20 protein-coding genes are annotated in these 26753 nt (G+C 57.6%); 13 read left to right on the top strand and 7 right to left on the bottom strand.

The window, feature by feature from the left end; all coding sequences use genetic code 11:
* The first annotated feature begins 19 nt into the window (after positions 1 to 19).
* The 8 genes from JYG33_RS14260 to JYG33_RS14225 all read left to right on the top strand — a co-directional run bounded on the left by JYG33_RS14260 (position 20) and on the right by JYG33_RS14225 (position 10284).
* Complete coding sequence (locus JYG33_RS14260; RefSeq protein WP_207872823.1) at positions 20 to 412, top strand: MerR family DNA-binding transcriptional regulator; 393 nt, start codon at positions 20 to 22, stop codon at positions 410 to 412.
* Between the two features lie 81 nt (positions 413 to 493).
* The gene (locus JYG33_RS14255) at positions 494 to 1672 is read left to right on the top strand and encodes an isovaleryl-CoA dehydrogenase (protein ID WP_207872822.1); all 1179 of its coding nucleotides are present in this window, start codon (positions 494 to 496) and stop codon (positions 1670 to 1672) included.
* 12 nt (positions 1673 to 1684) lie between these two features.
* Entirely contained in the window at positions 1685 to 3553 is a 1869-nt protein-coding gene (gene aceK / locus JYG33_RS14250) for a bifunctional isocitrate dehydrogenase kinase/phosphatase (RefSeq protein ID WP_207872821.1), read from the top strand.
* Positions 3546 to 4727 carry an acetyl-CoA C-acyltransferase gene (locus JYG33_RS14245; protein WP_207872820.1) on the top strand — a complete coding sequence of 394 codons (1182 nt, stop codon included), beginning with the start codon at positions 3546 to 3548 and terminating at the stop codon, positions 4725 to 4727. Before aceK ends, JYG33_RS14245 begins: the two co-directional genes overlap by 8 nt.
* Before the next feature lie 72 nt (positions 4728 to 4799).
* Positions 4800 to 6407, top strand: coding sequence for a carboxyl transferase domain-containing protein (locus JYG33_RS14240; protein WP_207872819.1), 1608 nt, complete (start codon positions 4800 to 4802; stop codon positions 6405 to 6407).
* 14 nt (positions 6408 to 6421) lie between these two features.
* Positions 6422 to 8434, top strand: a complete 2013-nt coding sequence (locus tag JYG33_RS14235; protein WP_207872818.1) for an acetyl/propionyl/methylcrotonyl-CoA carboxylase subunit alpha — start codon at positions 6422 to 6424, stop codon at positions 8432 to 8434.
* Between the two features lie 111 nt (positions 8435 to 8545).
* Positions 8546 to 9454 (top strand): tRNA glutamyl-Q(34) synthetase GluQRS, encoded by a 909-nt coding sequence (gene gluQRS / locus JYG33_RS14230; RefSeq protein WP_207872817.1) that lies wholly within the window; start codon positions 8546 to 8548, stop codon positions 9452 to 9454.
* Between the two features lie 371 nt (positions 9455 to 9825).
* Complete coding sequence (locus tag JYG33_RS14225; protein WP_189393748.1) at positions 9826 to 10284, top strand: DUF494 domain-containing protein; 459 nt, start codon at positions 9826 to 9828, stop codon at positions 10282 to 10284.
* 231 nt (positions 10285 to 10515) lie between these two features.
* On the opposite strand, the gene JYG33_RS14220 is transcribed toward JYG33_RS14225, so the two are convergent.
* On the bottom strand, positions 10516 to 13173 hold the full coding sequence (locus JYG33_RS14220; RefSeq protein WP_243430184.1) for a GDYXXLXY domain-containing protein: 2658 nt from the start codon (positions 13171 to 13173) through the stop codon (positions 10516 to 10518).
* 140 nt (positions 13174 to 13313) lie between these two features.
* Here JYG33_RS14220 and JYG33_RS14215 point away from each other — a divergent pair, with 140 nt between their 5' ends.
* Positions 13314 to 15905, top strand: coding sequence for a DNA topoisomerase III (locus JYG33_RS14215; RefSeq protein WP_207872816.1), 2592 nt, complete (start codon positions 13314 to 13316; stop codon positions 15903 to 15905).
* 942 nt (positions 15906 to 16847) lie between these two features.
* Here JYG33_RS14215 and JYG33_RS14210 read toward each other — a convergent pair.
* The 5 genes from JYG33_RS14210 to ilvB all read right to left on the bottom strand — a co-directional run bounded on the left by JYG33_RS14210 (position 16848) and on the right by ilvB (position 22026).
* Positions 16848 to 17282 (bottom strand): hypothetical protein, encoded by a 435-nt coding sequence (locus JYG33_RS14210; RefSeq protein ID WP_207872815.1) that lies wholly within the window; start codon positions 17280 to 17282, stop codon positions 16848 to 16850.
* Between the two features lie 29 nt (positions 17283 to 17311).
* Positions 17312 to 18589 carry a TRAP transporter large permease gene (locus JYG33_RS14205; protein ID WP_207872814.1) on the bottom strand — a complete coding sequence of 426 codons (1278 nt, stop codon included), beginning with the start codon at positions 18587 to 18589 and terminating at the stop codon, positions 17312 to 17314.
* Between the two features lie 81 nt (positions 18590 to 18670).
* A complete protein-coding gene (locus JYG33_RS14200; protein WP_207872813.1) occupies positions 18671 to 19168 on the bottom strand; it encodes a TRAP transporter small permease in 498 nt (165 codons plus the stop codon).
* Between the two features lie 12 nt (positions 19169 to 19180).
* Positions 19181 to 20146 carry a TRAP transporter substrate-binding protein gene (locus tag JYG33_RS14195; protein ID WP_207875870.1) on the bottom strand — a complete coding sequence of 322 codons (966 nt, stop codon included), beginning with the start codon at positions 20144 to 20146 and terminating at the stop codon, positions 19181 to 19183.
* Positions 20147 to 20256: 110 nt separating this feature from the next.
* Positions 20257 to 22026, bottom strand: a complete 1770-nt coding sequence (gene ilvB, locus JYG33_RS14190; RefSeq protein ID WP_207872812.1) for a biosynthetic-type acetolactate synthase large subunit — start codon at positions 22024 to 22026, stop codon at positions 20257 to 20259.
* A 116-nt stretch (positions 22027 to 22142) separates the two neighbouring features.
* Here ilvB and JYG33_RS14185 point away from each other — a divergent pair, with 116 nt between their 5' ends.
* The 4 genes from JYG33_RS14185 to JYG33_RS14170 all read left to right on the top strand — a co-directional run bounded on the left by JYG33_RS14185 (position 22143) and on the right by JYG33_RS14170 (position 26116).
* On the top strand, positions 22143 to 22895 hold the full coding sequence (locus tag JYG33_RS14185; RefSeq protein WP_243430183.1) for an SET domain-containing protein-lysine N-methyltransferase: 753 nt from the start codon (positions 22143 to 22145) through the stop codon (positions 22893 to 22895).
* A 330-nt stretch (positions 22896 to 23225) separates the two neighbouring features.
* On the top strand, positions 23226 to 23747 hold the full coding sequence (locus JYG33_RS14180; protein WP_207872810.1) for a TRAP transporter small permease: 522 nt from the start codon (positions 23226 to 23228) through the stop codon (positions 23745 to 23747).
* A complete protein-coding gene (locus JYG33_RS14175; RefSeq protein ID WP_207872809.1) occupies positions 23744 to 25045 on the top strand; it encodes a TRAP transporter large permease in 1302 nt (433 codons plus the stop codon). Before JYG33_RS14180 ends, JYG33_RS14175 begins: the two co-directional genes overlap by 4 nt.
* A gap of 45 nt (positions 25046 to 25090) precedes the next feature.
* Positions 25091 to 26116, top strand: a complete 1026-nt coding sequence (locus JYG33_RS14170) for a DctP family TRAP transporter solute-binding subunit (RefSeq protein WP_207872808.1) — start codon at positions 25091 to 25093, stop codon at positions 26114 to 26116.
* 85 nt (positions 26117 to 26201) lie between these two features.
* Here the strand turns inward: JYG33_RS14170 and JYG33_RS14165 are convergent, their stop codons facing one another.
* Positions 26202 to 26660, bottom strand: coding sequence for a PaaI family thioesterase (locus tag JYG33_RS14165; RefSeq protein WP_207872807.1), 459 nt, complete (start codon positions 26658 to 26660; stop codon positions 26202 to 26204).
* Positions 26661 to 26753 lie beyond the last annotated feature (93 nt).

Below are 26753 nucleotides of genomic sequence, written 5' to 3'. Positions count from 1 at the left end.
TACGTAAATCACACTAAAAATGACAACGACAACCTGGACAATATCGGATCTGGCGCACGAGTTTGGCATCACGCCCCGCACCCTGCGCTTCTATGAAGATCAAGGAATTTTGAGCCCGCTGCGCCAAGGTACTCAGCGCATTTATCAGCCCCGCGATCGCGCACGCCTGAAGCTGGCCCTGCGTGGCAAAAGGCTGGGGCTGCAGTTATCGGAGATTCTGCGGCTGATCAATATGTATGAATCCCCGATGGACACGGCCTCCCAGCTTAAGCACTATCAGGAGGTTCTGAACGAGCATCGCCTGCGCCTGGAGCGTCAGCGACAGGACCTGGATCAGACCTTGCAGGAAATCCAGGACCAGCTCGACATCTGTCACAACATGAGCGAACAACTGAAAACCGAAGCCCGATAAGGGAAAACCCATATATATGACGTTTACGTAAACGTAATATAAATACAATTCCACAACCCATTTATTTCCACGGAGTGTCTCATGAGCCTGCCCGGCCTGAATTTCGATCTTGGCTCCGACCTGGACATGCTGCGCGACGCTGTCGCCGACTTCTCCCAGGCCGAAATTGCCCCCTTAGCGGCTCAGTTGGATCACGACGACCAGTTCCCCATGCACTTGTGGAAGAAATTCGGTGAGATGGGTTTGCTGGGCATGACCGTTAGCGAAGAATACGGTGGTGCCAACCTGGGTTACCTGGCGCACATGATCGCCATGGAAGAAGTCTCGCGTGCCAGCGCCTCGGTGGCCCTGTCCTACGGTGCCCACTCCAATCTGTGTGTGAACCAGATCAACCGCAACGGCACCGAAGCGCAAAAACAAAAATACCTGCCCAAGCTGATCAGCGGCGAGCACATTGGTGCTTTGGCCATGAGCGAGCCGGGCGCCGGTTCTGACGTGGTCAGCATGAAGTTGCGCGCCGAAAAGAAGGGCGATCGCTATGTGCTGAACGGCTCCAAAATGTGGATTACCAACGGCCCGGACGCTGACACCCTGGTGGTGTACGCCAAGACCGACCCACAAGCTGGTTCGCGCGGCATTACCGCCTTCCTGATCGAAAAAGATTTCCCCGGTTTTTCCGTCGCCCAAAAGCTGGACAAGTTAGGCATGCGCGGCAGCCACACAGGCGAGCTGGTATTCCAGGACTGTGAAGTGCCTGAGGAAAACGTGCTGGGCCAACTCAATGGTGGCGTCAAAGTGCTGATGTCCGGCCTGGATTACGAACGTGCCGTGCTGGCCGGTGGCCCACTGGGCATCATGCAAGCCGTCATGGATGTGGTTGTCCCTTACATCCACGACCGCAAGCAGTTCGGCCAGGCCATTGGCGAATTCCAGTTGATTCAAGGCAAGGTGGCCGATATGTACACCACCCTGCAAGCCAGCCGTGCCCTGTGCTATGCCGTGGGCAAGAACCTGGATCGTCTGGGTGCAGGCCACGTGCGTTCCGTGCGTAAAGACTGCGCAGCCGCTATCTTGTACAGCGCTGAAAAAGCCACCTGGATGGCCGGTGAAGGCATCCAGATTCTGGGTGGTAACGGCTACATCAACGAGTTCCCCACAGGCCGCCTGTGGCGCGATGCCAAGCTGTACGAGATCGGCGCGGGCACCAGTGAAATCCGCCGCATGCTGATCGGCCGCGAACTGTTCGCCGAAACCGCCTAAAAAGGCAGAGGCATGTCTAACCCTGATTTTGGCGAAACCACGGTCATTACACCGGTTCACAAACCGGGTTTGACGGCTGTCCAGGTGGCCCAGGCCATGCTGGACGGCTTTAATCGCCACTATGCGCTGTTTCGCTACAGCGCCCAGCGCGCCAAGTCTTTATACGAATCGGGCGACTGGCATGGTATTCAGCAGCTATCGCGCGAACGTATCGAGTACTACGCCACACGGGTGCGCGAATGCGCATCCATGCTCAGCCAGACGCTGCGCTTGCATCAGCCCGATCCGGCCAGCCCGGCGCATCTGGACGATGCCCAGCAACAGCTCTGGTTGCAGGCCAAGGCTGAATTTGTACGTCTGCTCTCGGGCCACCGTCAGCCAGAATGTGCGGAGACCTTCTTTAATTCCGTCTCCTGCCGCGTGCTGCACCGGCACTACTTCCGCAACGAATTCATTTTTGTACGTCCTGCGGTTGCCACAGACTATCTGGATGGCGCACTGCCTTCGTATCGGGTCTATTACCCCACCGAAGAAGGTCTGGAAGCCAGCCTGACCAATATGCTGGCCGACTTCGGTCTGGCCGCTCCCTTTGCCGATTTGCCACGCGATGTGCGTACGCTGGCCCGCATGGCCGTGCGCCAACTGTGCCGCCGTCTGCCACGAGGCTATGGCTCGCGCATCGGCTCGGATTGCCAGATTCAGGTGCTGAACTCCCTGTTTTTCCGCAACAAGGGGGCTTACGTCGTGGGCCGCCTGATCAATCAGGGTGAAGTGCTGCCGTTCTCGATTGCCATCCTGCATCGCCCCTCAGGACACTTGTATATAGACGCCTTGCTGCACACCACGGACGACCTGTCCACGCTGTTCAGCTTTACCCGCGCCTATTTTCTGGTCGATATGGAAGCGCCGTCGGCTTATGTGGACTTCCTGTCCAGCCTGCTGCCCCGCAAACCCAAGGCCGAGCTGTACACCGCCATCGGTCTGCAAAAGCAAGGCAAGACCCTGTTCTACCGCGACTTTCTGCATCACCTGTCGCACTCGCACGATCACTTTGATCTGGCACCCGGTATTGCCGGTATGGTGATGACAGTATTCACCCTGCCGTCCTATCCCTATGTGTTCAAGCTGATTCGTGACCGCATTCAAAAGCAGGGCATGGACCACGCCACGGTACGCAGCAAATACCAGCTTGTTAAAAAGCACGACCGCGTCGGGCGCATGGCGGACACCTGGGACTACGCTCAGGTTGCCTTGCCCAAAGACCGTTTTTCTCCGGCTTTGCTGGAAGAATTGCGCCGCGAAGTGCCTAGCCTGCTGGAGGAGTCCGAAGACACCATCTTGCTGCGCCACGTCTACATTGAACGGCGCATGACCCCGCTGAACCTGTATCTGAACAAAGCCAGCGACCCCGCCCTGAATGCCGCCGTGGAGCAGTACGGCAAGGCCATCCGGGAACTGGCCGCCGCCGACATCTTCCCCGGCGACATGCTGTTCAAGAACTTTGGGGTGACCCGTCTGGGCCGCGTCGTCTTCTATGACTACGACGAAATCCAGCACATGCGCGAGATGAATTTCCGCGTTATCCCGCCTGCGCCCAATGAAGAGGCCGAAATGGCCAGCGAGCCCTGGTATCCCATCGGCCCGAACGATGTATTTCCCGAAGAATTCGGCTACTTTCTATTGACCGACCCGCGCATCCGCAAAGCCTTCATGGCCCACCACGCAGAACTGCTGGAGCCTGAATGGTGGACTCAGTGCCGCTTGCGAGTGACGCAAGGTCGGATCGAAAATATTTTTCCGTATAACAAAGATCGGCAGTTGCATGAGTTCGCCAAACGCGCGCCGGTCTCCTCTTTGCAACCAGGAGTCTTTCATGACTAATTCCGTTGTCATCGTCTCGATCGCCCGTACGCCTATGGGCGGCATGATGGGTAGCCTGTCTGATCTGGCCGCCCACGAACTGGGCGCCGTCGCCATCAAGGCGGCGATGGAGCGCTCCGGCATTCAGGCCGACAAGGTCGACGAAGTGATCATGGGTAACGTGCTGCAAGCCGGTCAGGGCCAGGCGCCCGCTCGCCAGGCCGCATTGGGTGCCGGTCTGCCCCAGGGTGTGGCATGCACCACCATTCATAAAGTATGTGGTTCGGGTCTGAAAGCCGCCATGTTTGCCCACGACCTGCTCAAAGCGGGTAGCGTCGATGTGGTGGTGGCAGGCGGTCAGGAAAGCATGAGCAATGCCCCTTACCTGCTGCTCAAGGGCCGCGAAGGCTACCGCTACGGTCACTCCACTGTGTATGACCACATGGCCATGGACGGTCTGGAAGATGCGTACAGCCGTGGCACCGCCATGGGTGTGTTCGCTGAAGATTGCGCCAGCAAATACGAATTCAGCCGCGAAGAGCAAGATGCTTACGCGCTGGAATCGCTGCGTCGCGCTCGCCAAGCTAGCGATGACGGCAGCTTTGAATGGGAAATTGCCCCGGTCACCATTGCTGGCCGTAAAGGCGACATCGTCATCGCCAAGGACGAAGCCCCTGCCAAAGCCATGCCCGAGAAAATCCCTACGCTGCGTCCTGCCTTCAAGAAAGACGGCACGATTACCGCTGCCAACGCCTCGTCCATCTCGGACGGTGCTGCCGCCATGGTCATCACCACCGAAGACAAGGCCAAAGAACTGGGCGCAACCCCATTGGCGCGCATTGTGGCTCACACCCAGCACGCCCATGAACCCGCCTGGTTCACGACCGCACCGGTAGCCGCTATCCAGAAACTGCTGGATAAAACCGGCTGGAGCGTGGCCGATGTCGATCTGTTCGAGATCAACGAAGCCTTTGCCGTGGTCACCATGGCTGCCATGAAAGAGCTGAACATCCCGCACGACAAGGTCAACATCCACGGCGGTGCCACTGCCCTGGGTCACCCCATCGGCGCATCGGGTGCTCGCCTTCTGGCTACCCTGATCGGCGCACTGCGCAAGACCGGCGGCAAGCGCGGTATTGCCTCGCTGTGCATTGGCGGTGGCGAAGCTGTCGCTCTGGCCGTCGAGCTGGTTTAAAGCAAGCTCATCAGCCGGGCTGCGGCCCGGCTGATTTTATGGGCTTTTCTCTGTTCTCTTTCCAGGCACGCCATGTCAGTTATTGAATCCCGCATCAATCCGCGTTCCCAAGAATTTCAGGACAACGCCTCGATCATGCAGGCCCTGATCCTTGATCTGCGCCAAAAGCTACAGACAACCGCATTGGGCGGATCGGAATCCTCCCGGCAACGCCATGTGGGACGCGGCAAACTGCTGCCCCGCGAGCGTGTCGAGCGCCTGCTGGACCCCGGCACTCCTTTTCTGGAGTTGTCCCCCCTGGCGGCTCAGGATGTGTATAACAACGAGTCACCGGGCGCGGGCATCATCACGGGCATTGGCCGCATTGCAGGCATTGAATGCGTAGTAGTGTGCAACGATGCAACGGTTAAAGGCGGCACCTATTACCCGCTAACCGTCAAAAAGCATTTGCGTGCCCAGGAAATTGCCCAACAGAACAATCTGCCTTGCGTGTACCTGGTCGACTCGGGTGGCGCCAACCTGCCCAACCAGGAAGACGTATTCCCGGATCGTGACCACTTTGGCCGCATCTTCTACAACCAGGCCAATATGTCGGCCCAGGGTATTGCACAGATCGCCGTGGTGATGGGTTCGTGTACCGCTGGCGGTGCCTATGTTCCGGCCATGAGCGATGAGTCCATCATCGTGCGCGACCAAGGCACCATCTTCCTGGGTGGCCCGCCACTGGTGAAAGCCGCAACAGGTGAAGAAGTCAGCGCTGAAGATCTGGGCGGTGGCGATGTGCACACCCGTCTGTCCGGCGTGGCCGACCATCTGGCCGAGAACGATCTGCATGCACTGGAACTGGCACGCCGCTGCGTCGGCCGCCTGAACCGCGAGAAAAAACTGCCCTGGCCGCTGAAAGAAGTTCGCGAGCCACGTTACGACCCGCAAGAGCTCAACGGCATCATCCCTGCCGACACCCGCAAGCCCTACGATGTGCGCGAAGTGATCGCTCGCATTGTGGATGACTCGGATTTTGATGAATTCAAGGCCCGCTTTGGTACCACGCTGGTGACCGGCTTTGCCCATATTCACGGCATGCCCGTGGGCATCATCGCCAATAACGGCATTCTGTTCTCGGAAGCGGCCCAGAAGGGCGCGCACTTCATCGAACTGTGCTGCCAGCGCAAGACGCCCCTGGTGTTTCTGCAAAACATCACCGGCTTCATGGTGGGCCGCAAGTACGAAAACGAAGGGATTGCCCGTCATGGCGCCAAGCTGGTCACCGCCGTATCTACCGCGGCTGTACCCAAGTTCACCGTGATTCTGGGCGGCTCCTTTGGTGCCGGTAACTACGGTATGTGTGGCCGTGCCTTCAGCCCGCGACTGCTGTTCCTCTGGCCCAATGCCCGTATCTCGGTCATGGGTGGTGAGCAGGCTGCCAGCGTGCTGGCCACCGTGCGCCGTGATGGTCTGGAAGCCCGTGGCCAAAGCTGGAGCGCCGAGGAAGAAGAAGCCTTCAAGGCCCCCATCCGCGAACAATACGAACATGAAGGCCACCCCTACTACGCCACTGCGCGTCTGTGGGATGACGGCATCATCCAGCCTTCGGACACCCGGCGCGTTCTGGCCCTGGGCCTGTCCGCCGCCTTGAACGCCCCTATTGAAGACACCCGCTTTGGCGTGTTCCGCATGTAAGACAAGGAGACACTGTGTTTCAGACCCTGCTGATAGCCAATCGCGGTGAAATTGCCTGCCGGGTGGCCGCCACTGCCCGCAGCCTGGGACTGCGTACCGTTGCGGTTTACTCCGACGCGGACGCCGACGCCCAGCACGTACGTGCTTGTGATCAAGCCGTGCGCATCGGTGGCCCCGAGCCACGCGACAGTTACTTGAAGATCGACGCCATTCTGGAAGCCGCTCGTGCCACTGGCGCGAACGCGATCCACCCTGGCTATGGTTTTCTGTCCGAGAACGAGCACTTTGCTCGCGCTTGTGAAGAAGCCGGCATTATTTTTGTAGGCCCACCCGCTCAAGCCATTGCGGCCATGGGCAGCAAGTCCGCCGCCAAATCCCTGATGGAAAAAGCTGGTGTGCCTTTGGTGCCCGGCTACCACGGCGACAACCAGGACCCCGACTTTCTGCACCAACAAGCCGACCAGATCGGCTACCCCGTGCTGATCAAGGCCAGCGCTGGCGGTGGCGGCAAGGGCATGCGTATTGTGGAAGAGTCCGGCGCGTTCCTGGAAGCCTTGCGCTCTTGCCAGCGCGAAGCCGCAAGCAGCTTTAGCGACGACCGCGTGCTGATCGAACGCTATATCACCAAGCCACGCCATATCGAAATCCAGGTCTTTGGTGACCAACATGGTGAGTACGTGTACCTGTTCGAGCGCGATTGCTCGGTACAGCGCCGTCACCAGAAAGTGATTGAAGAAGCTCCCGCCCCCGGCATGACGCCCGAGCGTCGCCAGGCCATGGGTGAAGCCGCCATTGCAGCGGCCCGCGCCGTGAACTATGTGGGCGCAGGCACGGTGGAATTTATTGCCGAGCAGGACGGGCGTTTCTACTTCATGGAAATGAATACCCGTCTGCAGGTGGAACACCCCGTCACCGAACTGATTACCGGCCACGATCTGGTCGAATGGCAGTTGCGTGTGGCCGATGGCCAGCCTTTGCCAGCCAAACAGGACGAGCTGAGCATCAATGGCCACGCCATCGAGGTTCGTATCTACGCAGAAAACCCCGATAAGGACTTTCTGCCCTCCATCGGTACGCTGCGCAGCTTGCAGTACCCCGCCCATGCGTCCTTTACCTCCGGTGATGTACGTATCGACAGCGGTGTGCGTGAAGGCAGCGTCATCAGCCCCTTCTACGATCCCATGATCGCCAAGGTCATCACCCATGGTGCTGATCGTGAACAGGCTCGTCGTCGCCTGATTCGCACGCTGGCTGACACTCAGGTGGCCGGTGTACACACCAACAAGACCTTCCTGCAACGTCTGCTGGGCGATGAAGCCTTTGCCCAGGCCGATCTGGATACGGGCCTGATCCCACGTCGTCACGATGCGCTGTTCCCCAGCAATCAGGACGTTCCGGCTTCTGTGCTGGCCTTCGCCGCCTGCGCCGTGCTGACTCACCAAGGTATGAGCGGGCAAGCCCCCAACTCCGACCCGTGGGCGGTACATGACGCCTGGCGTCTGAGCGGGGACTACGATCAGAAAGTGGCCTTGCAACTGGGCGAGCAAGCCCACGAAGTTGTGCTGCAACGTCGTGAGAACCAGTGGCAGATCACGTTGGGCGAAACCCAACACGCACTGCGCTGGCAAGCCGAGGCAAGGGCTGGTCTGGCTAAAACTCTGACCTTGCGTCTGTGGCTGGATCAGGTCGAGTACCGCGCCCAGGTGCTGCAAGATGGCGACCATCTGCAAGTTGCACAGGCCGGTTCGGACTGGACCCTGGCCGTGGTCGACACCCTGGCCAGTGCCGGAACCAACAGCCAGGAAGCCCACGGTGGCCGCCTGACCGCTCCCATGCCGGGCAAGATTATTGCCCTGAATGTGGAGCCCGGCACCATCGTCAAACAAGGCGATGTGCTGTTGGTGATGGAGGCCATGAAAATGGAACACTCCATTCAGGCACCTGCCGATGGCACTGTGGCCGAGCTGTTCTTTGCGGTGGGCGATCAAGTGCCCGAAGGCGCAGAACTGGTCACGATGGAGAGCTAAAACTCCGCCCCCCCCAGCCCGTGCAAAACGCATTGCCGGGCTGGAAAAATAGGCGTAAAGTCGCACAAACAAGAGCCCCCACCCAGGGGCTCTTGCCGTTAAGAACGACTCATGACCGCCCAGCCTCTTACCCCTTACTGTGGTCGCTTTGCGCCTAGCCCCAGTGGTCCCTTGCACGAGGGTTCGCTGGTTGCTGCTATGGCCAGCTACCTGGATGCACGTGCCCAACACGGGCGCTGGCTGCTGCGTATTGAAGATATAGACACGCCACGCGTCGTCCCCGGGGCTGACCAGATCATCATGCAGCAGTTGCAGGGACTGGGCATGCACTGGGATGGTGACATACTGTGGCAAAGCCAGCGGCTGGCCCGCTATCAGGAAGTCTTTGACCGCCTGCGCGAGCAAGATCTGGTTTACGGCTGCGCCTGCACCCGCCAGGAGATTCTGGCGGCATCCCTGCCCATCGCCCCGGATTCGTCCGAACATCCCTATGCAGGCACCTGCCGTCACGGCATCCCTGCGGATCGTACTGTACGTGCCTGGCGCCTGCGGGTCCCCCAGGGTATCGAGCACTTCACTGATCGCTGGGCAGGGCCACAACAGCAGGACGTCGCTAAAGAAGTGGGCGACTACATCCTCAAACGGGCAGACAAGCTCTGGGCCTATCAGTTTGTGGTGGTCATCGACGATGCAGACAGCCAGATCACCGATGTGGTCAGGGGAGCCGACTTGCTCAGCTCCACCGCCCGCCAGCGCGTCCTGCAAGGCATTCTGGGCCTGCCTGTCCCGCGCACTCTGCACGTGCCGCTGGCCTGCGATGAGCAAGGCCGCAAGCTCTCCAAGCAGAACCATGCCCCGGCCTTTGATTTGGACCATCCACTGGAAACCCTGAACCGGGTCTGGGCCTTTCTGGGTTTTGCTCCCTTGGCGGCGAACACCTTGGACGAATTCTGGAGCCAGGCCATCAGCGCCTGGGCTCAACGCTTCCCGCTACCTGCAGACCAAGGCCCGAACAACTAAGTAACGAGCCGAGGCTGGATGCGGATGCGGATGCGGATGCGGATGCGGATGCGGATGCGGATGCGGATGCGGATGCGGATGCCAGCTAGTGTCGTGAGCTTTCAGACTCTGCCAAGCAGCCTGCAAGGTTTCAAATAAACGACAGTTTCTGCCCCAACAATCGATTTATGTTCCAATTGTAGGGATGCTCGGCCCGAACCGGCCGCAGCCAGAGCAAAAACAGGCAAAAAGCCGCCTGAAAGCACAAGGCAAGACCCCTCCATCCTCCGGACACCCCATTTGCCCCCTACCGCAAATCAGCGTAAAGTTTGGTCACTGGTTACCGAAATCACGCAGTTTTTTTAATCACTTAGGACGGCAACCTTATACCCATGTTTGATATCCTGGTTTATCTATTCGAGACGTATTACAACCCCCAGTCCTGTCCCAAGGCGGAGGTTCTGGCCCACAAGCTGGCCGCTATTGGCTTTGAAGACGAGGACATCAACGACGCACTGGGCTGGTTACATGCACTGGGCGAGACCTCGCAACAGTGTCAGCCTACGGCTCAACTCAGTCCCATCAGTCAGCGTATTTTTTCTGAGCACGAACAGCATGTGCTGGGCGCTGATGCCATGGGTTTCATCACCTTTTTGCAAAATTCCGGCGCTCTTACCGCCCACCTGCGCGAAATTTTGATTGAAAGCGCCATGACGGTGGATGAAAGCCCCGTGTCTTTGGACAAAATAAAAATTGTTGCCCTGATGGTTCTCTGGAGCCACGAAGCCGAGATCGATCACCTGATCTTTGAAGAGCTGCTCAGCGACGACTCCACCCGTCAGTCTCATTAAGCACGTACACAGGAACCATATTTTTGTTCAGGAAACGGCCCCGATAAAGAGGGTCCCTCACAAGCAAAAAACCAAGGCCCGAATCCGACAGCACATCGGATTCGGGCCTTTTTGATGGGTCTTGCTGGCGCCTGAACAATGTTCAGCCTTCTTTATAGAGACAGCCCAAATACAAGAAAGCCGGATCGCCTCTGTTAAAAGCAATCCGGCCTCAGGACAATGGGCGCAGGCTTACTTGATGACCTGCCTGTCCTTGTCCAGCATCGCGCGCAGCAAGCTTTGGCCGCCCTCGACCACGGCAAACTCGCCGTAACGGGCTGCATCAAAGCGATCTGCCGAGCCTTCCGCAAAGAACCAGGCATCCGTGCCGGGCGTCCAGTTATTGCGGTGACGACGCATGCGCAAGCGCATCACATCACCCGTTTCAGCCACGGGCCCTTCTTCGCTCCACAGGCGTTCCTGACCATCCAGCTCCAGATAAATGCCTTTCATCTGCGCTACCTTGTTCTCATCTAGCTGTACGCCAATCACGACCCACTGCTGGGACTCAATCTTGTCGACTGCATCCTTGGGTAAGCGCCAGGACAGATAAGACAGGTTTTGCGACAGAGCGAAGTTCAAGGACATATAGTCGCCCTGCATCAAGGAGCGCGGGTCCACGGGGGCCAGCTCCAGCAGAACAGTCTGGCCGTCGCTCAGGATCCGTTCTTTTTGCACAATCGCTACATTGGCCACCCCAAGAATCAGCACAGTGCCCAGCAAGACACTAGCCACGATCCCTTTGGGAGCCGTTTGCACAGTCGACTCGGCGGCAGCTTTCTTACGTCCCAACTGGCCCAGGTAAGCAAACACCAGGCAGCCTACGCCGGTTGCCAGCAACAGCTCGGCCTTGTCCAGCAGGCTGATGTCCAGGATGTAATACAGACGCCACAGGCAGAACAAGCCCATGGCTACGGCCACGGCCATCAAGCTCAGGTAACGCCAAGCGTAAGCAGCCAGAATCCAGCTCAGGGCCAAAGCCACAGGCGGATAGGGCGTCCAGACCGCGCACAAGGCGGCCAGGCCCAGCAAGGCAATGCCATAGACCAGTGGCTGTTCGCGCCAACCGCGCCAGTAAAACGCCAGGATGGCTACCGGGGCTATCGCCAACAAGAAACCGGCTGGTGTCAGATAAGGGCGCGTTTCATCCCAGAAAGGAATGGAAAAAAACAAGGTGCTTGCAGACACAATGTGAATTTGAGCACACAGCAACAAGGACCAGAACAGGGGCTGCCAGAAGGTGGACTTCTTGCCATCGCGCAAATAGAGATGCCCCAGCAGCAGCGCCGCAAAGAACATGAAGGCCGCAGGTATTTCCAGCACCCAGTAAGGCATCATGGCCCAGCGATCAAACAAGCGCTCGATCACCAGAAACTCAATCGCGGCCAAGGCCCAGAGCGTCAGCAGCATGCGCAGCACAAACTGGCCCTTGGCCTGTCTATATAGCAAGGTGCTGATCACCACCGCCAACATGGCGCTGACTTCGTTAGGCCAGGGATAGCGCATGTCCACAATGGGCATACTAAGCAGCAGGATCGCACACGCTACCCAGCCGCCCACCAGATCTCGACTGGGCACGGTATGCGCTTTGGCAAAAAGCAACGGGGACACCGCCGCCATGATCCCGCCCAATACACCTAGCACTTCCAGGCTCAAATCCAGCGAGACGACCAAGTACAACAGGATGATCAGCGGCAGAAGCAGGAACAGGAACAGCTTGATCAGCCGCAGATACCAAGGGTGATGTTCATCACTGCCTTGAGTATCCAGTGCATCTGCCTGAGCCGGTTGTTGAGCTTGCGTAGCGGCATCAGCCTGGACGCTGGCCTGAGCATTGGCCAGGACCTCTGCTGTTGGAGCCGCAGGACTTGTTGCCGCTGCTGCGTTGACAGTTGATTGAGTTGCAGCCGCTTCGGTTCCAGCAGTGGCATTTGCCGTGACAGTGGTAGTTGTTGCATCAACTACCGAGGCCGTTGCCAATGTGGCACCTGAATCAAGATCGGCCTTGATAGCGCCCACTGTATCTTCTTTAGCAGCCAAGGCCTCGCCGCCATGAGTCCGTCGCCAATTGACGACCTGCTGCTGCAAGAAACGCAGCAGCCCCAGACCCAGCCCCACGATCACCACCACGATCAAGAGGAAAGCATCCCCCGCATGCTCGATGATCAATGCGCTCAAGGAGCCATAAGCCCCGAACGCGGCCAGCGACATGATCAGCAAATCCGGGCGGCGGTAGTGATAAATACCGTACAACACCAGGAACAGAACCAGTCCCAGCAGGAAGTCGCCTTCCATGACCTGGGCACCAATGAAAAAGCCCACCGCAATCGCCGCCACACGCGGCAGGATGCGCCACGGGTCATAACGCGCGCGCCAAATGGTTTCAGCCGCCAGCAACAGCAACGCATTCACCCCCAGAGCCATCAAGGTCTGCGAAGTATAGGTACGCTCAAACCAGCCCAGGCGGGTCACATCTATCCATAAGTACAGGGCGGTATTAATCAGTACCAGCCACAGCACCGACAGAAAGACACTGCGCACCGTGAATACCCAAGGTATGATCAGCACAGTCCACAATGCGAAAAGCTGCCAGGGGTCCGCGCCAGTCTGATAAGTCTGGCCAATCAGCGCCAGCAAACCGCCCGTGGCCACGGCGGCCAGGCCGGTCAAAGCAGCAGGCACTCCCAGATCATGTCCCCAGCCACCGGAACGTCGGCGAAGCAGCAAGGCCAGTCCTGCTGAAATCAGCACGGCTCCTTGAGCAAGGGCAAATTTGGCAACATGCCCCCAGTTTTCCCAATTGGCCGCAATCCAGGTCACCAGACCACTGGCAAGCAGCAAAACAGCCAAACCCCAGGCTAGTTTTGTGAGAAATACTCGCCAGTCCGTTGGCCATACGTTAGTCTTGTCAGTTCTCATAACTTGCATAGAGGGATAAGCACCTCGTATCATTTCGCGCATTGCAGCGCAGTTGCTGTCACTGGAATCATATGGATAAAACACTAATCATTGCCGAGAAACCTTCTGTCGCCGTAGATATCTCGCGGGCATTGGGCGGTTTCACTCGAGAAGGTGATTATTTTGAAAGCGATCGCTATGTGCTGGCCTCCAGCATCGGCCATCTGCTGGGCCTGGTGGCCCCTAATGATCCGGTCCGCGGCAAGTGGAGCTTCACACATCTACCTGTTATTCCCCCTCAGTTTGAGCTCAACCCGACTGACAAGAAATCGACTGAGCGCTTGAAACTGCTGGTCAAGCTGATCAAACGAAAAGATGTCACCGCTGTTATTAATGCCTGTGACGCGGGGCGCGAGGGCGAGCTGATTTTTCGCTACATTATGCAGTACGCCGGGGCGAAAAAACCGGTGCAAAGGCTTTGGTTACGTTCGATGACACAATCGGCGATTCGTGAAGCATTTGAGAATCTGCGCGATGACGAGGACATGAAACCGCTGGAAGCGGCGGCACGTTCGCGCGCCGAGGCAGACTGGCTGGTGGGCATTAACGGCACCCGTGCCATGACGGCCTTCAACAGCAAGGACGGCGGCTTTTTCAAAACCCCCGTGGGCCGTGTGCAAACCCCCACGCTGGCTATCGTGAACGAGCGCGAAAACCGTATTCGCCAGTTCGTGTCGCGCGATTACTGGGAAGTCCACGCGGACTTTATCGCTGCCGCAGGCTTGTATACCGGCCGCTGGTTTGACCCTAAATTCACCAAAGACGAGCACGACGCCGAGAAGAAAGACTCGCGCCTCTGGTCCCTGACGGCGGCCCAAACCATTGTGGCTGCGTGCCGCGAGCAACCCGGTGTTGTCACCGAGGAATCCAAGCCCAGCACGCAGATGTCGCCCGCCCTGTTTGATTTGACCTCGCTGCAACGCGAAGCCAACTCGCGCTTCGGTTTCTCCGCCAAGACCACCTTGTCTTTGGCGCAGACACTGTACGAACGCCACAAGGCCCTGACTTACCCACGTACGGATTCGCGCTATCTGCCCGAAGACTATGTCACCACCGTGCAAGAAACCATGCGCGCCCTGGCCGACAGCGGCACGCCCGCCAGCGCTTCGGTGCAACCGTTTGCGCAGGAAGTGGTTGAGCAGAAATGGGTAAAACCTAACCGTCGTATTTTCGACAACAAAAAGGTTTCGGATCACTTTGCCATCATCCCCACCTTGCAGGTGCCTCGGGAACTGAGCGATGCCGAACACAAGATTTACGAGCTGATCAGCCGTCGTTTCCTGGCCGTGTTCTTCCCGGCAGCGGAATTCCGCGTCACCACGCGTATTACGCAGGTGTCGGGACACCACTTCAAGACGGAAGGCAAAGTGCTGGTCAAACCGGGCTGGCTGGCTATTTATGGCCGCGATGCTCAAGGTGAAGATGCTTCTCTAGTGCCTGTTGCCGATGGCGAGAAGGTCCGCACTGAAGACGTCAACACCAAAGCGCTGGCCACCAAGCCGCCTGCACGCTTTACAGAAGCGACCTTGCTGTCGGCCATGGAAAGCGCGGGCAAGCTGGTCGATGACGAAGCCTTGCGCGAAGCCATGTCCGAGCGTGGTCTGGGCACACCAGCCACTCGCGCCGCCATTATTGAAGGCCTGCTGAACGAAGCCTACCTGCGCCGTGAAGGCCGCGAGCTGGTGCCTAGCGCCAAGGCGCGTCAGTTGATGACTTTGCTGTCTGGCCTGGGTGTTAGCGAACTGACCTCCCCCGAGTTGACCGGAGAATGGGAGCATCAGCTCAAACAGATCGAGCAGCGCCAGTTGGACCGCGATGTCTTCATGCGCGAAATTGCACAAATGACGCAAGTCATCGTCAAGCGCGCTAAAGAGTATGAACGCGACACCGTCCCTGGCGATTACGCGACTTTGCAGACACCATGCCCCAAGTGTGGTGCAGTGGTCAAAGAGAACTACCGTCGTTATGCCTGCACGGCTTGCGACTTCTCTATTGGCAAGCACCCCGGCGGTCGCACGTTTGAACTGCCGGAAGTCGAAGAGCTGCTGGCCAAGAAGGAACTGGGTCCATTGCCTGGTTTCATCAGCAAAATGGGCCGCCCCTTTGCGGCACTGCTGCGCATCACCGATGAATTCAAGCTGGAGTTCGACTTCGGCCAGAATGATGACGATGAAGACGAGACCCTGGACTTCAGCGGTCAGACCCCGGTGGGCCCATGCCCCAAGTGTCAGTCTTCCGTTTTTGAGCACGGCTTGCGTTATTTGTGCGAAAAGTCGGTTGGCCCATCCAAGAGTTGCGACTTCCGTAGCGGCAAGGTGATTTTGCAGCAAGAGATCACCCGCGAGCAGATGGCCAAGCTGTTGGGCGAAGGCAAGACGGACTTGCTGGACGGTTTTGTGTCCTCACGTACCAATCGCAAGTTCAAGGCCTTCCTGGTGCGTCAGGCAGACGGCAAGATCGGTTTCGAGTTCGAGCCTCGGCCAGAGAAACCAGCCCGCAAGTCGGCGGCCAAGAAAACGGCAACTAAAGCAGCGGCTAAAAAGACAGCAGTGAAGAAAACAGCCGCCAAGAAGACGGCGGCAAAGAAAACAGCTGCTAAAAAGACGGCTAGCAAGGCAGAGTAAAAAGCTCGGCTTGTTTGGAAGAACGGCCTCCTTTTTTGGGGGCCGTTTTTTTATGGGCAATCGTGTAGAGCTGGCAGGCTGGGAAGAGAGTCTCTGTGGAGACGCCATTCAGGGACAGGGTTTGGGTCTCCGGGCTGAGCACTTGCCGGTGTGCTGCGCACCGGTCCCCTTGTCGAGTACAGGCTCCGGGCGCACCCTGAACTCGCCCGGTGGTTTGTCCCCCGGACAAACCACAAGCGCCGGGCTCAAACAGCAGGGCGCTTGCATCCCGGATCCCGCACTCGCCTGCGGCAAGTACTCTGAACCGCCCCGAGACCCAAACCCTGTCCCTGAATGGCTCACAATAGTTCTTTGCCCATAGGCTGTAAGACTTCTTACCCTTATGACCTCAGTCCCATCACAGTATTTATGACGCTCCTGAGCGACGTCCCTGAGCAAGGCGCAGGGAAACGACCGAAACATAAGCTGCTAAACACACACAAGCATCAAACGGCAAACAACACATAGTGCATGGCACTCGACACAAGCCACACAGCAACTAGCAACTAGCAACTAGCAACTAGCGAATGCAAAACCAGCCGAAGCAATGTTGCAAGGCCGAGGTATTAAAACGGTGTGAAGGCGCGAGTCCGTGGGGCTCTGGGGGTGGGCGAATCAGAGTACTTGCCGCGGTCAGGAGATAGCGCAGGGATCCAAGCATCCTGCTGTTTGAGCACGACGCTTATGGTTTGTCCGGTGGACAAACCATCGTGCGAGTTCAGGATGCGCCCTGCGCTATCTCCTGACAAGGGCACCGGTGCGCAGCACCGGCAAGTGCTCAGCCCACCCCCAGAGCCCCACGAACTCGCGCCTGGCTTTTAATAAGCTCTCCTACGCCAAGCTGCGCCTCTATCACCAACTCGACCCGCACTAAGTGCTATGCAACGGCATGGAAACCCACGATTAAAGCGGTAAATAAAACAATGCCTTAGCCAGCACCACAATCAGCAGTACGTGCGCAAACACACTAAGGTGAATAATCCGTGATCGGCGGGCCGTCATGGTTTTGCGTCGGCTCATCACCATGACGGACAGGAAGTGTCCAAACACACTCAAAGCCAAGGTGATTTTCAAACCCAGAATCCAGGCCCTGGCGCCACCGACCTCAAACAAGGCTCGATGCTGCCAAGCCAGGCTCAGGCCTGCGCCGTAGAGCAATAACAAGACCCAGGGCATGATGCGGCGCGCCCGCCGCCCCAACGCATGTTCAAACTCCCGCATTGCGGGGCGGGACACCTGACGTGCCAGAGGCGACAACATCAGCACTTCAAAAAACACCGTGCCGATGAAAAAAATCGCCGCCAAAAGGTGAACTAACAACAGGGCAAAATAGCTCATGAATACCGCTCAAGAAAGCAGAGAATCCATCAACGGTACACCAGGTCTCGAGCCCACAAACTGACTTCTGGCACATAGCTGATCAGCATCAAGCAGGCCAGGATGACGACCACAAAAGGCAGCAACGGTCGTATCAGTTTTTCCAGAGAAATCCCGGCGACCGAACACGCCGCAAACAGGTTCACACCAAAAGGCGGAGTCACCATGCCCAAGGCCAGATTGACCACCATGATGATCCCGAAGTGCGCCGGATCAATGCCAAACTGCATGGCGACCGGCAACAAGAGCGGAGCCAAGACCACAATCGAGGCGGAAGTCTCGACAAACATCCCAACCACAAACAAGGCCGCATTCACACCCAGCAAAAACATCATGGGACTGCTGAACAGCTCGCCCAACCAGACCCCCATGGCAGCCGGAATACCAGTGCGGTTAAGCAAGAAACCGAACACACCCGCGTTGGCAATGATGAACATGATCACAGCCGTGGAAACCACCGAGCGATGCAAAACCTTGGACAGATCGCTCCATTTAACGCTGCGATAAACAAACATGCTCACGATCAAGGCATACACCACCGCCACCGCTGATGCTTCCGTCGGCGTGAAAATGCCCCCGTAAATTCCGCCCAAAATAATCACCGGCATCAGCAAGGCCAGCCAGGCTTGCCGAAACGCCGTCCAGACGCCAAGACGACCCACACCATCCTGTAAACCCAGACCATGACGACGTGCATACAACCACACATAAATCATCAAGGCGCCGCCGATCAGCAAACCAGGGCCAATTCCCGCGACAAACAGCTCACCCACTGAGGTATCAGTCGATACGGCGAACAAAATCATGGGAATCGACGGGGGAATGATGACCCCCAGCTCTGCAGCAGAGGCTTGCAAGGATGCGGCAAAAGGAGTGGGGTAACCATGTCGGACCATAGCCGGAATCAGGATCGCCCCCACCGCGAAGGTGGTAGCCACACTGGAGCCCGCTACCGCAGCGAAAATCATGCAGGTCAGCACACAGCTACAGGCTAACCCCCCTTGCACACCGCCCACCAGACTTTTGGCAAACTCCACCATGCGATTGGACATGCCACCCGATTCCATCAGATTGCCCGCCAAAATAAAGAACGGCACGGCAACCAGGGGGTATTTGTCCAGAGCGGCATAGAGCTGCTGGGCAATGACCAGAAACGTCATGCGCCCCTCCCACGCTACCCCCGCCATATTGGCCAGCCCCACGGCAATCGCCACGGGCACCGTCAATACAAAAAACAGCAGCATGGACACAAGCATGATCTGGGACACGATACGGTCTCCGGTCTAAACAGATGCCCGCCAGGCATCCAGAGTTCGGTGGTGCTTTACAGGCACGGTGCAGGTATTGAGCTAGAGCTGGGTGTTATCCACGACGGCGGGCGCCGGATTGTCTAACCAGCGGGCCAACAGACTCAAGATGGCCAGCACAGCCCCAATCGGAATTGCGATATACACCCAGGAAATGGACCATTCCAGACTAGGCATAGTTTGGAAGCGCACCCGCCAGGTCATTTGAATGCCGACCCAAGTCAGCAGACCAAAAAAACCCAGACATGTCAGCAGCACGGCACCATCCAGCCAACGCTGAGTCCGCTGCCCCACCCATAAACGCAGCACGTCCACGCTCAGCATGGCGCCCTGGCGCAAGGCCAGACAAAGACCCAGCATGACCGTCCAGATCAGAGCGGCGCGCGACCAGGCCTCGCTCCAGTCAGCAGGGGACTGGAGTACAAAACGCGCCACCACTTGATAGAACGCAGCCGCTACTGCCGAAAGCAGCAGCAACTGCGTCACCCAGGACACCAGACGGAACAGGCCCTTATCCAACATGGACAACAGAGCTTTCATGATGAGCGCCGTTTATTGAGTCTGACGGATGGCCTCGACCAGCTCCTGGCCGAACTGCTTGTAGTACTGGGGATAGATAGGCTCTACCGCTTTGGCAAACGCAGCATGGTCAACGGTATTAACCTGCATACCTTCGGCCTTGACGGCATCCACACCGGTTTTTTCGATATCGTCCACATAATCACGCATGGCCTGGGCCGCAGTGACACCGGCATCGCGCATCAACTGCTTGTCCTGGTCGGACAGGCCGTCATAGACCGCAGGCGACATCAACACCAGGGCTGGACCATAAACGTGAGCCGTCAGCGACAGATACTTCTGCAACTGTGGCAGCTTGGCCGACACAATCACGGACAAGGGGTTTTCCTGGCCATCGATCGTACCTTGTTGTAAGGCAGTCGCTACTTCAGGCCAGGCCATAGGCGTCGCCAGAATACCAAGCTCACGGAATGCGGCGATGTGAATCGGGTTTTCTGTCGTGCGGATCTTCAGACCCTTGGCATCGGCAGGCGTGGTGACCGGGCGCACATTATTGGTCAGGTGACGGAAGCCTTGCTCACCCCAGGCCAAAGCCACAATGCCACGCTTGGGAAATTCAGCCAGCATATCCTGACCAATCTTGCCATCCAGCACATGGCGAGCATGTGTCAGATCGCGGAACAGGAAAGGGATATCGAATACGCCCGTTTTAGGGACAAAGTTCAGAGTTGCGCCGGTAGACACAATCGCCAGATCAATCGTGCCTAGCTGCAAGCCTTCAATAACCTCGCGCTCGCCACCCAGGGCGCTGTTGGGAAAGGCCTCAATGGTGTAGTTGCCATCCTTTTCCAAGGCACTGGCAAAGGCCTTGGCGCCCGCACCATAGTGGGAGCTGGTGGACAAGGCGTAGGCCAGCTTCAAGGAAGTCTGCGCCGTAGCAGCTCCCGCCGCCAGGCCCAGGCCCAGCATCAAACCCGCGGCCAAAAGACGGTTCTTCATGTGACGGTACATCATGCATGCCCCTCCTGTCTGAATGGATCAGTGTATTTAATGCGTAGTACTCGGGCTGGGACATAGGGGTTTTTACGCCTGTGTCCCAGCCCGGCACTTTATTCTTCTACGTACCAGTTATCTTCGGACAACATGACCTGCTGATGGCCATAGCCCGCTGGCATCATGGGGAAACAGTTCTCCAGCGCCAGCACTTCCACGTTCAGGAAGAAGGGGCCATCGTGGGCCAGACAGCGTTCCAGAGCCGCATCCAGTTGATCAGGATGCTCCACGCGCTCGGCTTCCCAACCAAAGGCACGCGACAAGGCCACGAAATCGGGCAGGGCTTCGTTATAGCTATGGCTGTAACGGCCATCGTGAATCAGCTCTTGCCACTGACGCACCATCCCCATGTGGCGGTTATTGCACAAAATGACCTTGATAGGCGCGCGATGTTGCACGGCACTGGCCAGTTCCTGAATGTTCATCAAGACTGACGCGTCTCCACTGACACACACCACCAGCTTGTCGGGATGCGCAATCTGCGCTCCAAAAGCAGCCGGTACGCCATAGCCCATGGTGCCTGCACCACCCGACGTCAGCCAGCGACGAGGGCGATCAAATTTGATGTATTGAGCCGCCCACATCTGATGCTGACCCACATCGGTAGACACAATCGCATCGCGTCCTTCCAGGTGCGAATCCAGACTTTGCAGCAAGTGCTGCGGCAAGATCGCGTCGCTGCGAGGGGTCACCTTCAAACACTCCTGCGCACGCCAGACGCCAATGCGCTGCCACCAGTCATTCAGACGGCCTTCGGGCAACTCATGATGAGACAGCTCTTTACGCAAAGCACGCAGCAGGGGATAACAATCACCCACCAAAGCCACATCGGCACGCACAACCTTGTCGATGGAGCCGGGGTCGATATCAATATGAATCTTGCTGGCATGCGGGCAGAAATCGGACAGACGGCCGGTAATGCGGTCATCGAAACGAGCGCCCACACAGATAATCAGATCCGCATGGTGCATGGCCAGATTGGCTTCCAGCGTGCCGTGCATGCCCAACATGCCTACGAACTGCTCGTCACGTGCGGGGTAAGCACCCAAACCCATCAGGGTCAGCGTACAAGGCGCGCCGGTTTCCTGAACCAGACTGGTAAAGGCATGGCTGGCATCGGCACCAGAGTTGATCAGGCCGCCACCGCCGTAAAACACAGGGCGACGCGCATGGGCGATCATGGCGGCCGCACGCTTGATTGCAGCTTCCTGAGCAGGAGCCGGAGCAGCAGGAGCCAGCAGGCTGTCAGCCTCTTCCTGTGCAGGAGCTTCCGCACTGGCAGCCGCCAGGGTGGCAATCTGAATATCTTTAGGGAAGTCCAGCAACACCGGGCCGGGACGGCCTTGTGTACACAGACGCAGGGCTTTGGCTGTCAGGGAGGCCACATCTTCAATACGGCGAACCTGAGCATTCCATTTGGTGACAGGGCGCGAAATACCGATGGCATCGCACTCCTGGAAAGCAGCAGTACCAATCGCTGTCGTCGCGACTTGCCCACTAATACACAGGACAGGGATAGAATCGCACAAGGCATCCAGCAAACCAGAGGTCGTATTGGCCATACCGGGGCCGGATGTCACCAGCACCACACCGGGTTTGCCGGTGCTGCGGGCATAACCTTCAGCCGCATGTACAGCGGCTTGCTCGTGACGAACCAAAATATGACGAATTCGCGGTTGCGCATGAAGAGCATCATAGAGCGGTAACACCGCTCCGCCAGGATAACCAAAAATGGTATCTACACCCTGAGCGATCAAGGTTTCGAGCAAGATTTGCGCGCCGTTATGGGCGGTCGTTTCAAGTGACATGGTTGCGTAGCCCTGCATGTTTTGTAAGATAGATATCGCCGTCCAGTTTATCCCCTTTTACAGGCTGATTCCCCATGGTCACTCAACGCCAACCCTGGCACGTCGTTAAACCATCCAAACTGCATGGCAATGGCGTGTTTGCGCTACGCGATATTCCAGAAGGAACTCGCATCCTGCAATACGCCGGTAAACGGCTCACGCCCGAACAGGCTGATGCGCTTTTCCCGGTTAATCCCGATGAGCCCTTTCACACATTCTTCTTTGCATTGAGCAACGGCAAGATTGTCGATGGCGGCCAGGGTGGCAATGATTCGCGCTGGATCAATCATTCTTGTGCCCCCAACTGTGAAGGCCACGAGAACGCGGACGGCTCGCGTGTGTTTATTGTGGCCATGCGCAATATCGCTGCCGGGGAAGAGCTGCTGTATGACTACTCGCTGGTCATTGACGATGAAATCACCGACGAGCTCAAGCAGAACTATCGCTGCCTGTGCGGCGCCCCCCAGTGCCGTGGCACCATGATTGCCCTGCCACCTGACCGCTCTCAAGTTGTTGCGGAAGAGCTGCGTGAAGTAGCCGCAGAACTGGATGCCGAAATGGAACAGGCCCGCAAAGCGCCGGTATCGTCCAAACTAAAAGCCGCTGATTCAAAGGCTGCCGAAAGTAAAACAGCGGCAAAGGATAAGTCTGATCAGGATAAAGACGAAGACGCTGACAACGATAAAGAATCCGTCAGCGAAAAAGACAAGAAAGATAAGAAAGACAAAAAGAAGAAGAAAGAAAAAGCCAAAAAGAAAGATAAAGGCAAAGATAAAAATAAGGACAAGAAGGCGTCCAAAAAGGACAAAGAAGGCAAAAAAGAGAAAAAGGGCGGTAAAAAAGAGTAAGCTTCCCTCAGCTCGCACTTAGCTCAAGCGGCCCTCCGGGGCCGTTTGTTTACCCCTGCTAATTGCCCGCACAGGCCCGGCAACACCCCCGCCGAGCCCAGGCCGAACACCCCACCACAGGTCGGTTCGCCGTGCCGGGCCAGGTTCACACCTCATCAGCTACGCGACTACACAAACCCCCACTTTGTGTGTGTGCTCGCCCTTATCCCTACCGTCTTTCCCCTGGCCGACTACGGCCCGCAGGTGCTTTTGCACCGGGGGAAATTACTCACTGCCAGCCCAGTCTTTGACCGCTAGCATGTAGCTTTATTGCCAAATCTGACAGATCTCATGGATTCAAGTTCTACAGATACACCTGATAATCACGTCGCCTCGCCCGCCGAATCCGGCCTGCGTATTCCTTTGCAAATAGAGGACTGGGCTTCAGTCCTGATCATGGCGGCCCTGGCTTTAATTACCTTTGCCAACGTGATCGTGCGCTATCTGACCGATAGCTCCTTTGCCTGGACCGAGGAAATCTCCATCTTCTTGCTGGTCGTCCTGACCATGAATGCTGGTGCCAGCGCCTGTGTGCGCCACCTGCACATTCGTATTGAAGTCTTTGCCGATGCGGGCACAAAGCGTCGTCAACGCCGCCTGGCCTTGTTTGGCATTGGCATGAGCCTGCTGTTCTTTATCGGCATGGCCGTTCTGTCGGGGCGCATGGCCCTGGATGAATTCGAGTGGGGCGATACCTCGCCATCGATCGGGGTGCCGACCTGGTGGTACAGCATGTGGCTGCCCATCCTGTCCACTACCCTGAGCCTGCGCTTGTTGGGCATGTGGGTACGTCGTTGGCAGGCTAAATCATGATTGCGACCCTGTTGTTCGTCATTTTCATCGCCCTGATGTTGGTGGGCGTACCTGTTGGCGTGTCCCTGGGCATAGGCGGCGCTTTCGCCATCTTGATGTCCAACCTGGATACCCACTGGTTCGGTCTGATGGCCGTGCCACAAAGCTTTTACGCCGGTCTGGCCAAGTATCCCTTGCTGGCCATTCCCATGTTTGTGCTGGTGGGCTCCATCTTTGACCGCTCTGGCGTGGCCAGCCGCCTGGTGAATTTCGCTGTATCCCTGGTAGGCCGTGGGCCGGGCATGCTGCCGGTCGTCGCCATTGGCGTTGCCATGTTTCTGGGCGGTATTTCCGGCTCGGGGCCAGCCTGCGCGGCTGCGGTAGGTGCCGTCATGATTGGTGCCATGAAGCGCGCCGGTTACCCCAGCCCCTTTGCCGCCAGTATTGTGGCTGCAGGCGCCGCCACAGACATCCTGATTCCGCCTTCGATTGCCTTCATTATTTACTCGGTACTGGTGCCCGAAGCCTCCGTGCCTGCGCTGTTTGCCGCAGGGATGTTCCCCGGCATTCTGGCCGGTATTGGCCTGATCATTCCAGCCGTCTGGCTCTCGCGTCGCCACAAGCTGGGCATGGCCGAGGCCGAGCTGCCACGGCCGCCATTCTGGCGCAGCCTGCGCGAAGCCTCCTGGGGCCTGATTGCACCAGTGATCATTCTGGGCGGTATGCGTCTGGGTCTGTTCACCCCCACTGAAGCCGCCGTGGTGGCCGTGTTTTATGGCCTGTTTGTGGGCATGGTCATCCATCGCACCATCAAGTTTCGCGATCTTTTTCTGATCCTGCGGGAAGCTGCCGAATTATCAGCCGTCATCATGATGGTGGTTGCCCTGGCCGGTATTTTTGCCTGGGCTCTGTCCACCCTGAGCATTGTTGACCCCGTCACCAATGCCATCATCAACTCCGGTCTGGGCGAGTACGGCATTCTGGCGCTGATGATTGTCATGCTGATTGTGCTGGGCATGTTCCTGGACGGCATCTCGATCTTCCTGATCTTCGTGCCGCTCTTCATGCCCATCGTCTACAACTTTGGCTGGCATCCCGTCTGGTTCGGCGTGCTGCTGACCTTGAACGTGGCCCTGGGCCAGTTCACCCCACCAGTGGCCGTCAACCTGATGGTGTCCTGCCGTATCGCAGGCGTGCCCATGGAAAGCACACTGCGCTGGGTAGGCTGGCTGCTGCTGGGTATGGGAGCGACCATGCTGATCGTTATCGCAGAACCCGAAATTGCCCTGTGGCTGCCACGCTACCTAGGCTTTAACTAAAACCACAAGACTGAAACACAACTCATAGAAAGGGAGACCTGACCCATGAAATTACGTCACATTCTGGCCACTCTGGCATGTACAGCCGCCACCCTGGCCGTGGTTCCTGCTGCCCAAGCTGCTTATAAATCCGAGTACAAGCTGTCCATCGTGGTGGGCACGACTTTCCCTTGGGGCCAAGGGGCAGTGATCTGGTCTGATCTGGTGCGCGAGCGCACTGATGGCCGCATCAATATCAAGATCTACCCCGGCACCTCGCTGGTGCAAGGCGACCAGACACGCGAATTCACCGCCATTCGCCAAGGCATGATTGATATGGCCGTGGGCTCCACCATCAACTGGTCCCCCCAGATCAAGCAACTGAACCTGTTCTCCCTGCCATTCCTGCAACCTGATGCCAAAGCCACCGATGCTTTGATCAACGGCGAAGTGGGCAAAGACCTGTTTGGCTACATCGAAAAGGCCGGTGTGGTGCCTCTGGCCTGGGGAGAAAACGGTTTCCGTCAGATCAGTAATTCCAAGCACGAAATCACCAAACCTGAAGACATGAAGGGTTTGAAACTGCGCGTGGTGGGTTCCCCTCTGTACATGGACACCTTCAGCGCCCTGGGTGCCAACCCCACACAAATGAGCTGGGCTGACGCACAGCCAGCACTGGCCAATAAAGCCGTGGACGGCCAGGAAAACCCCCTGTCCATTTACGCCGGTGCCAAGCTGTACGACGTGCAGCAGCAATACCTGACCCTGTGGAACTATGTGTCCGACCCACTGGTGTTTGTGGTGAACCGCGACGTGTGGAAATCCTGGAGCGAGGAAGACCAGAAGATTGTGCGTGAAGCGGCTGTGGAAGCTGGTAAACGTGAAATCGTGATTGCCCGTACCGGCATCACCGCTGAAGATCCCTCCTTGCTCAAAGAGATCGAAGGCCACGGTGTGAAAGTTACTACCCTGACTCCGGAGCAGCATGCCGCCTTTGCCGAAGCCACCGCCGGTGTGGTCGAGAAATGGACCAAGACCATAGGCGAAGATCTGGTGAAGAAAGCACGCGACGCGATTGCAGCCAGCCGCTAACTAGCTGGGTTTGCAAGACTAAAAGCCGGGCCTGAATGGGCCCGGCTTTTAATTGTCTGGCTGCCACACAAGCCCAAAAACCCGCTTATTCCTTGAAACGTATCGCCAGCATTTCACCCGTCGCACAAACCTCACCATTTGCGCTTAGCGACAGGTCTACCCAGACCTTGCGCCCATCCAGCTCACGCAACTTGCCCTGCACGGTCAGCTCTGTCCCCATTGGAGTAGGACGCCGAAACTCCACTTTCAGGGAAGCGGTCACGCAACGAATCGGCTCCTCGCTGGTGCCCATCTCGATATTCAAATCCCGGTAAATGAAGGCCGCCGCAGACGCCGTACCGTGACAGTCCAGCAGGGACGCAATCAAGCCGCCATACACATGATTGGGCACACCACCGCTGTAAATCGGCTTGGGGGTGTATCGAGCCACGGTATTGTCGCCGTCCCAATAGCTCTTTAGCTGATGCCCGTCGGGATTATGTTTGCCGCAACCGTAGCAGTGGCTGAAGTTATCGGCATAAAAGTCTTGAAACGCTTTAACCATATCGATGCCTGCTGTCCTCAAAGAAACCAAGAGGCCGTGCTCCACTTGGTAGCACGGCCTATTCTTAAGCCGCTAAAAGTAGTTTGTCAGTGC

Origin of the sequence: Alcaligenes sp. SORT26 (assembly GCF_017377875.1) — a bacterium.
Classification (GTDB): domain Bacteria; phylum Pseudomonadota; class Gammaproteobacteria; order Burkholderiales; family Burkholderiaceae_B; genus Alcaligenes; species Alcaligenes parafaecalis.
Note: the sequence above shows the minus strand (reverse complement) of the source record. Positions and strands in the feature narration are given on the sequence as shown.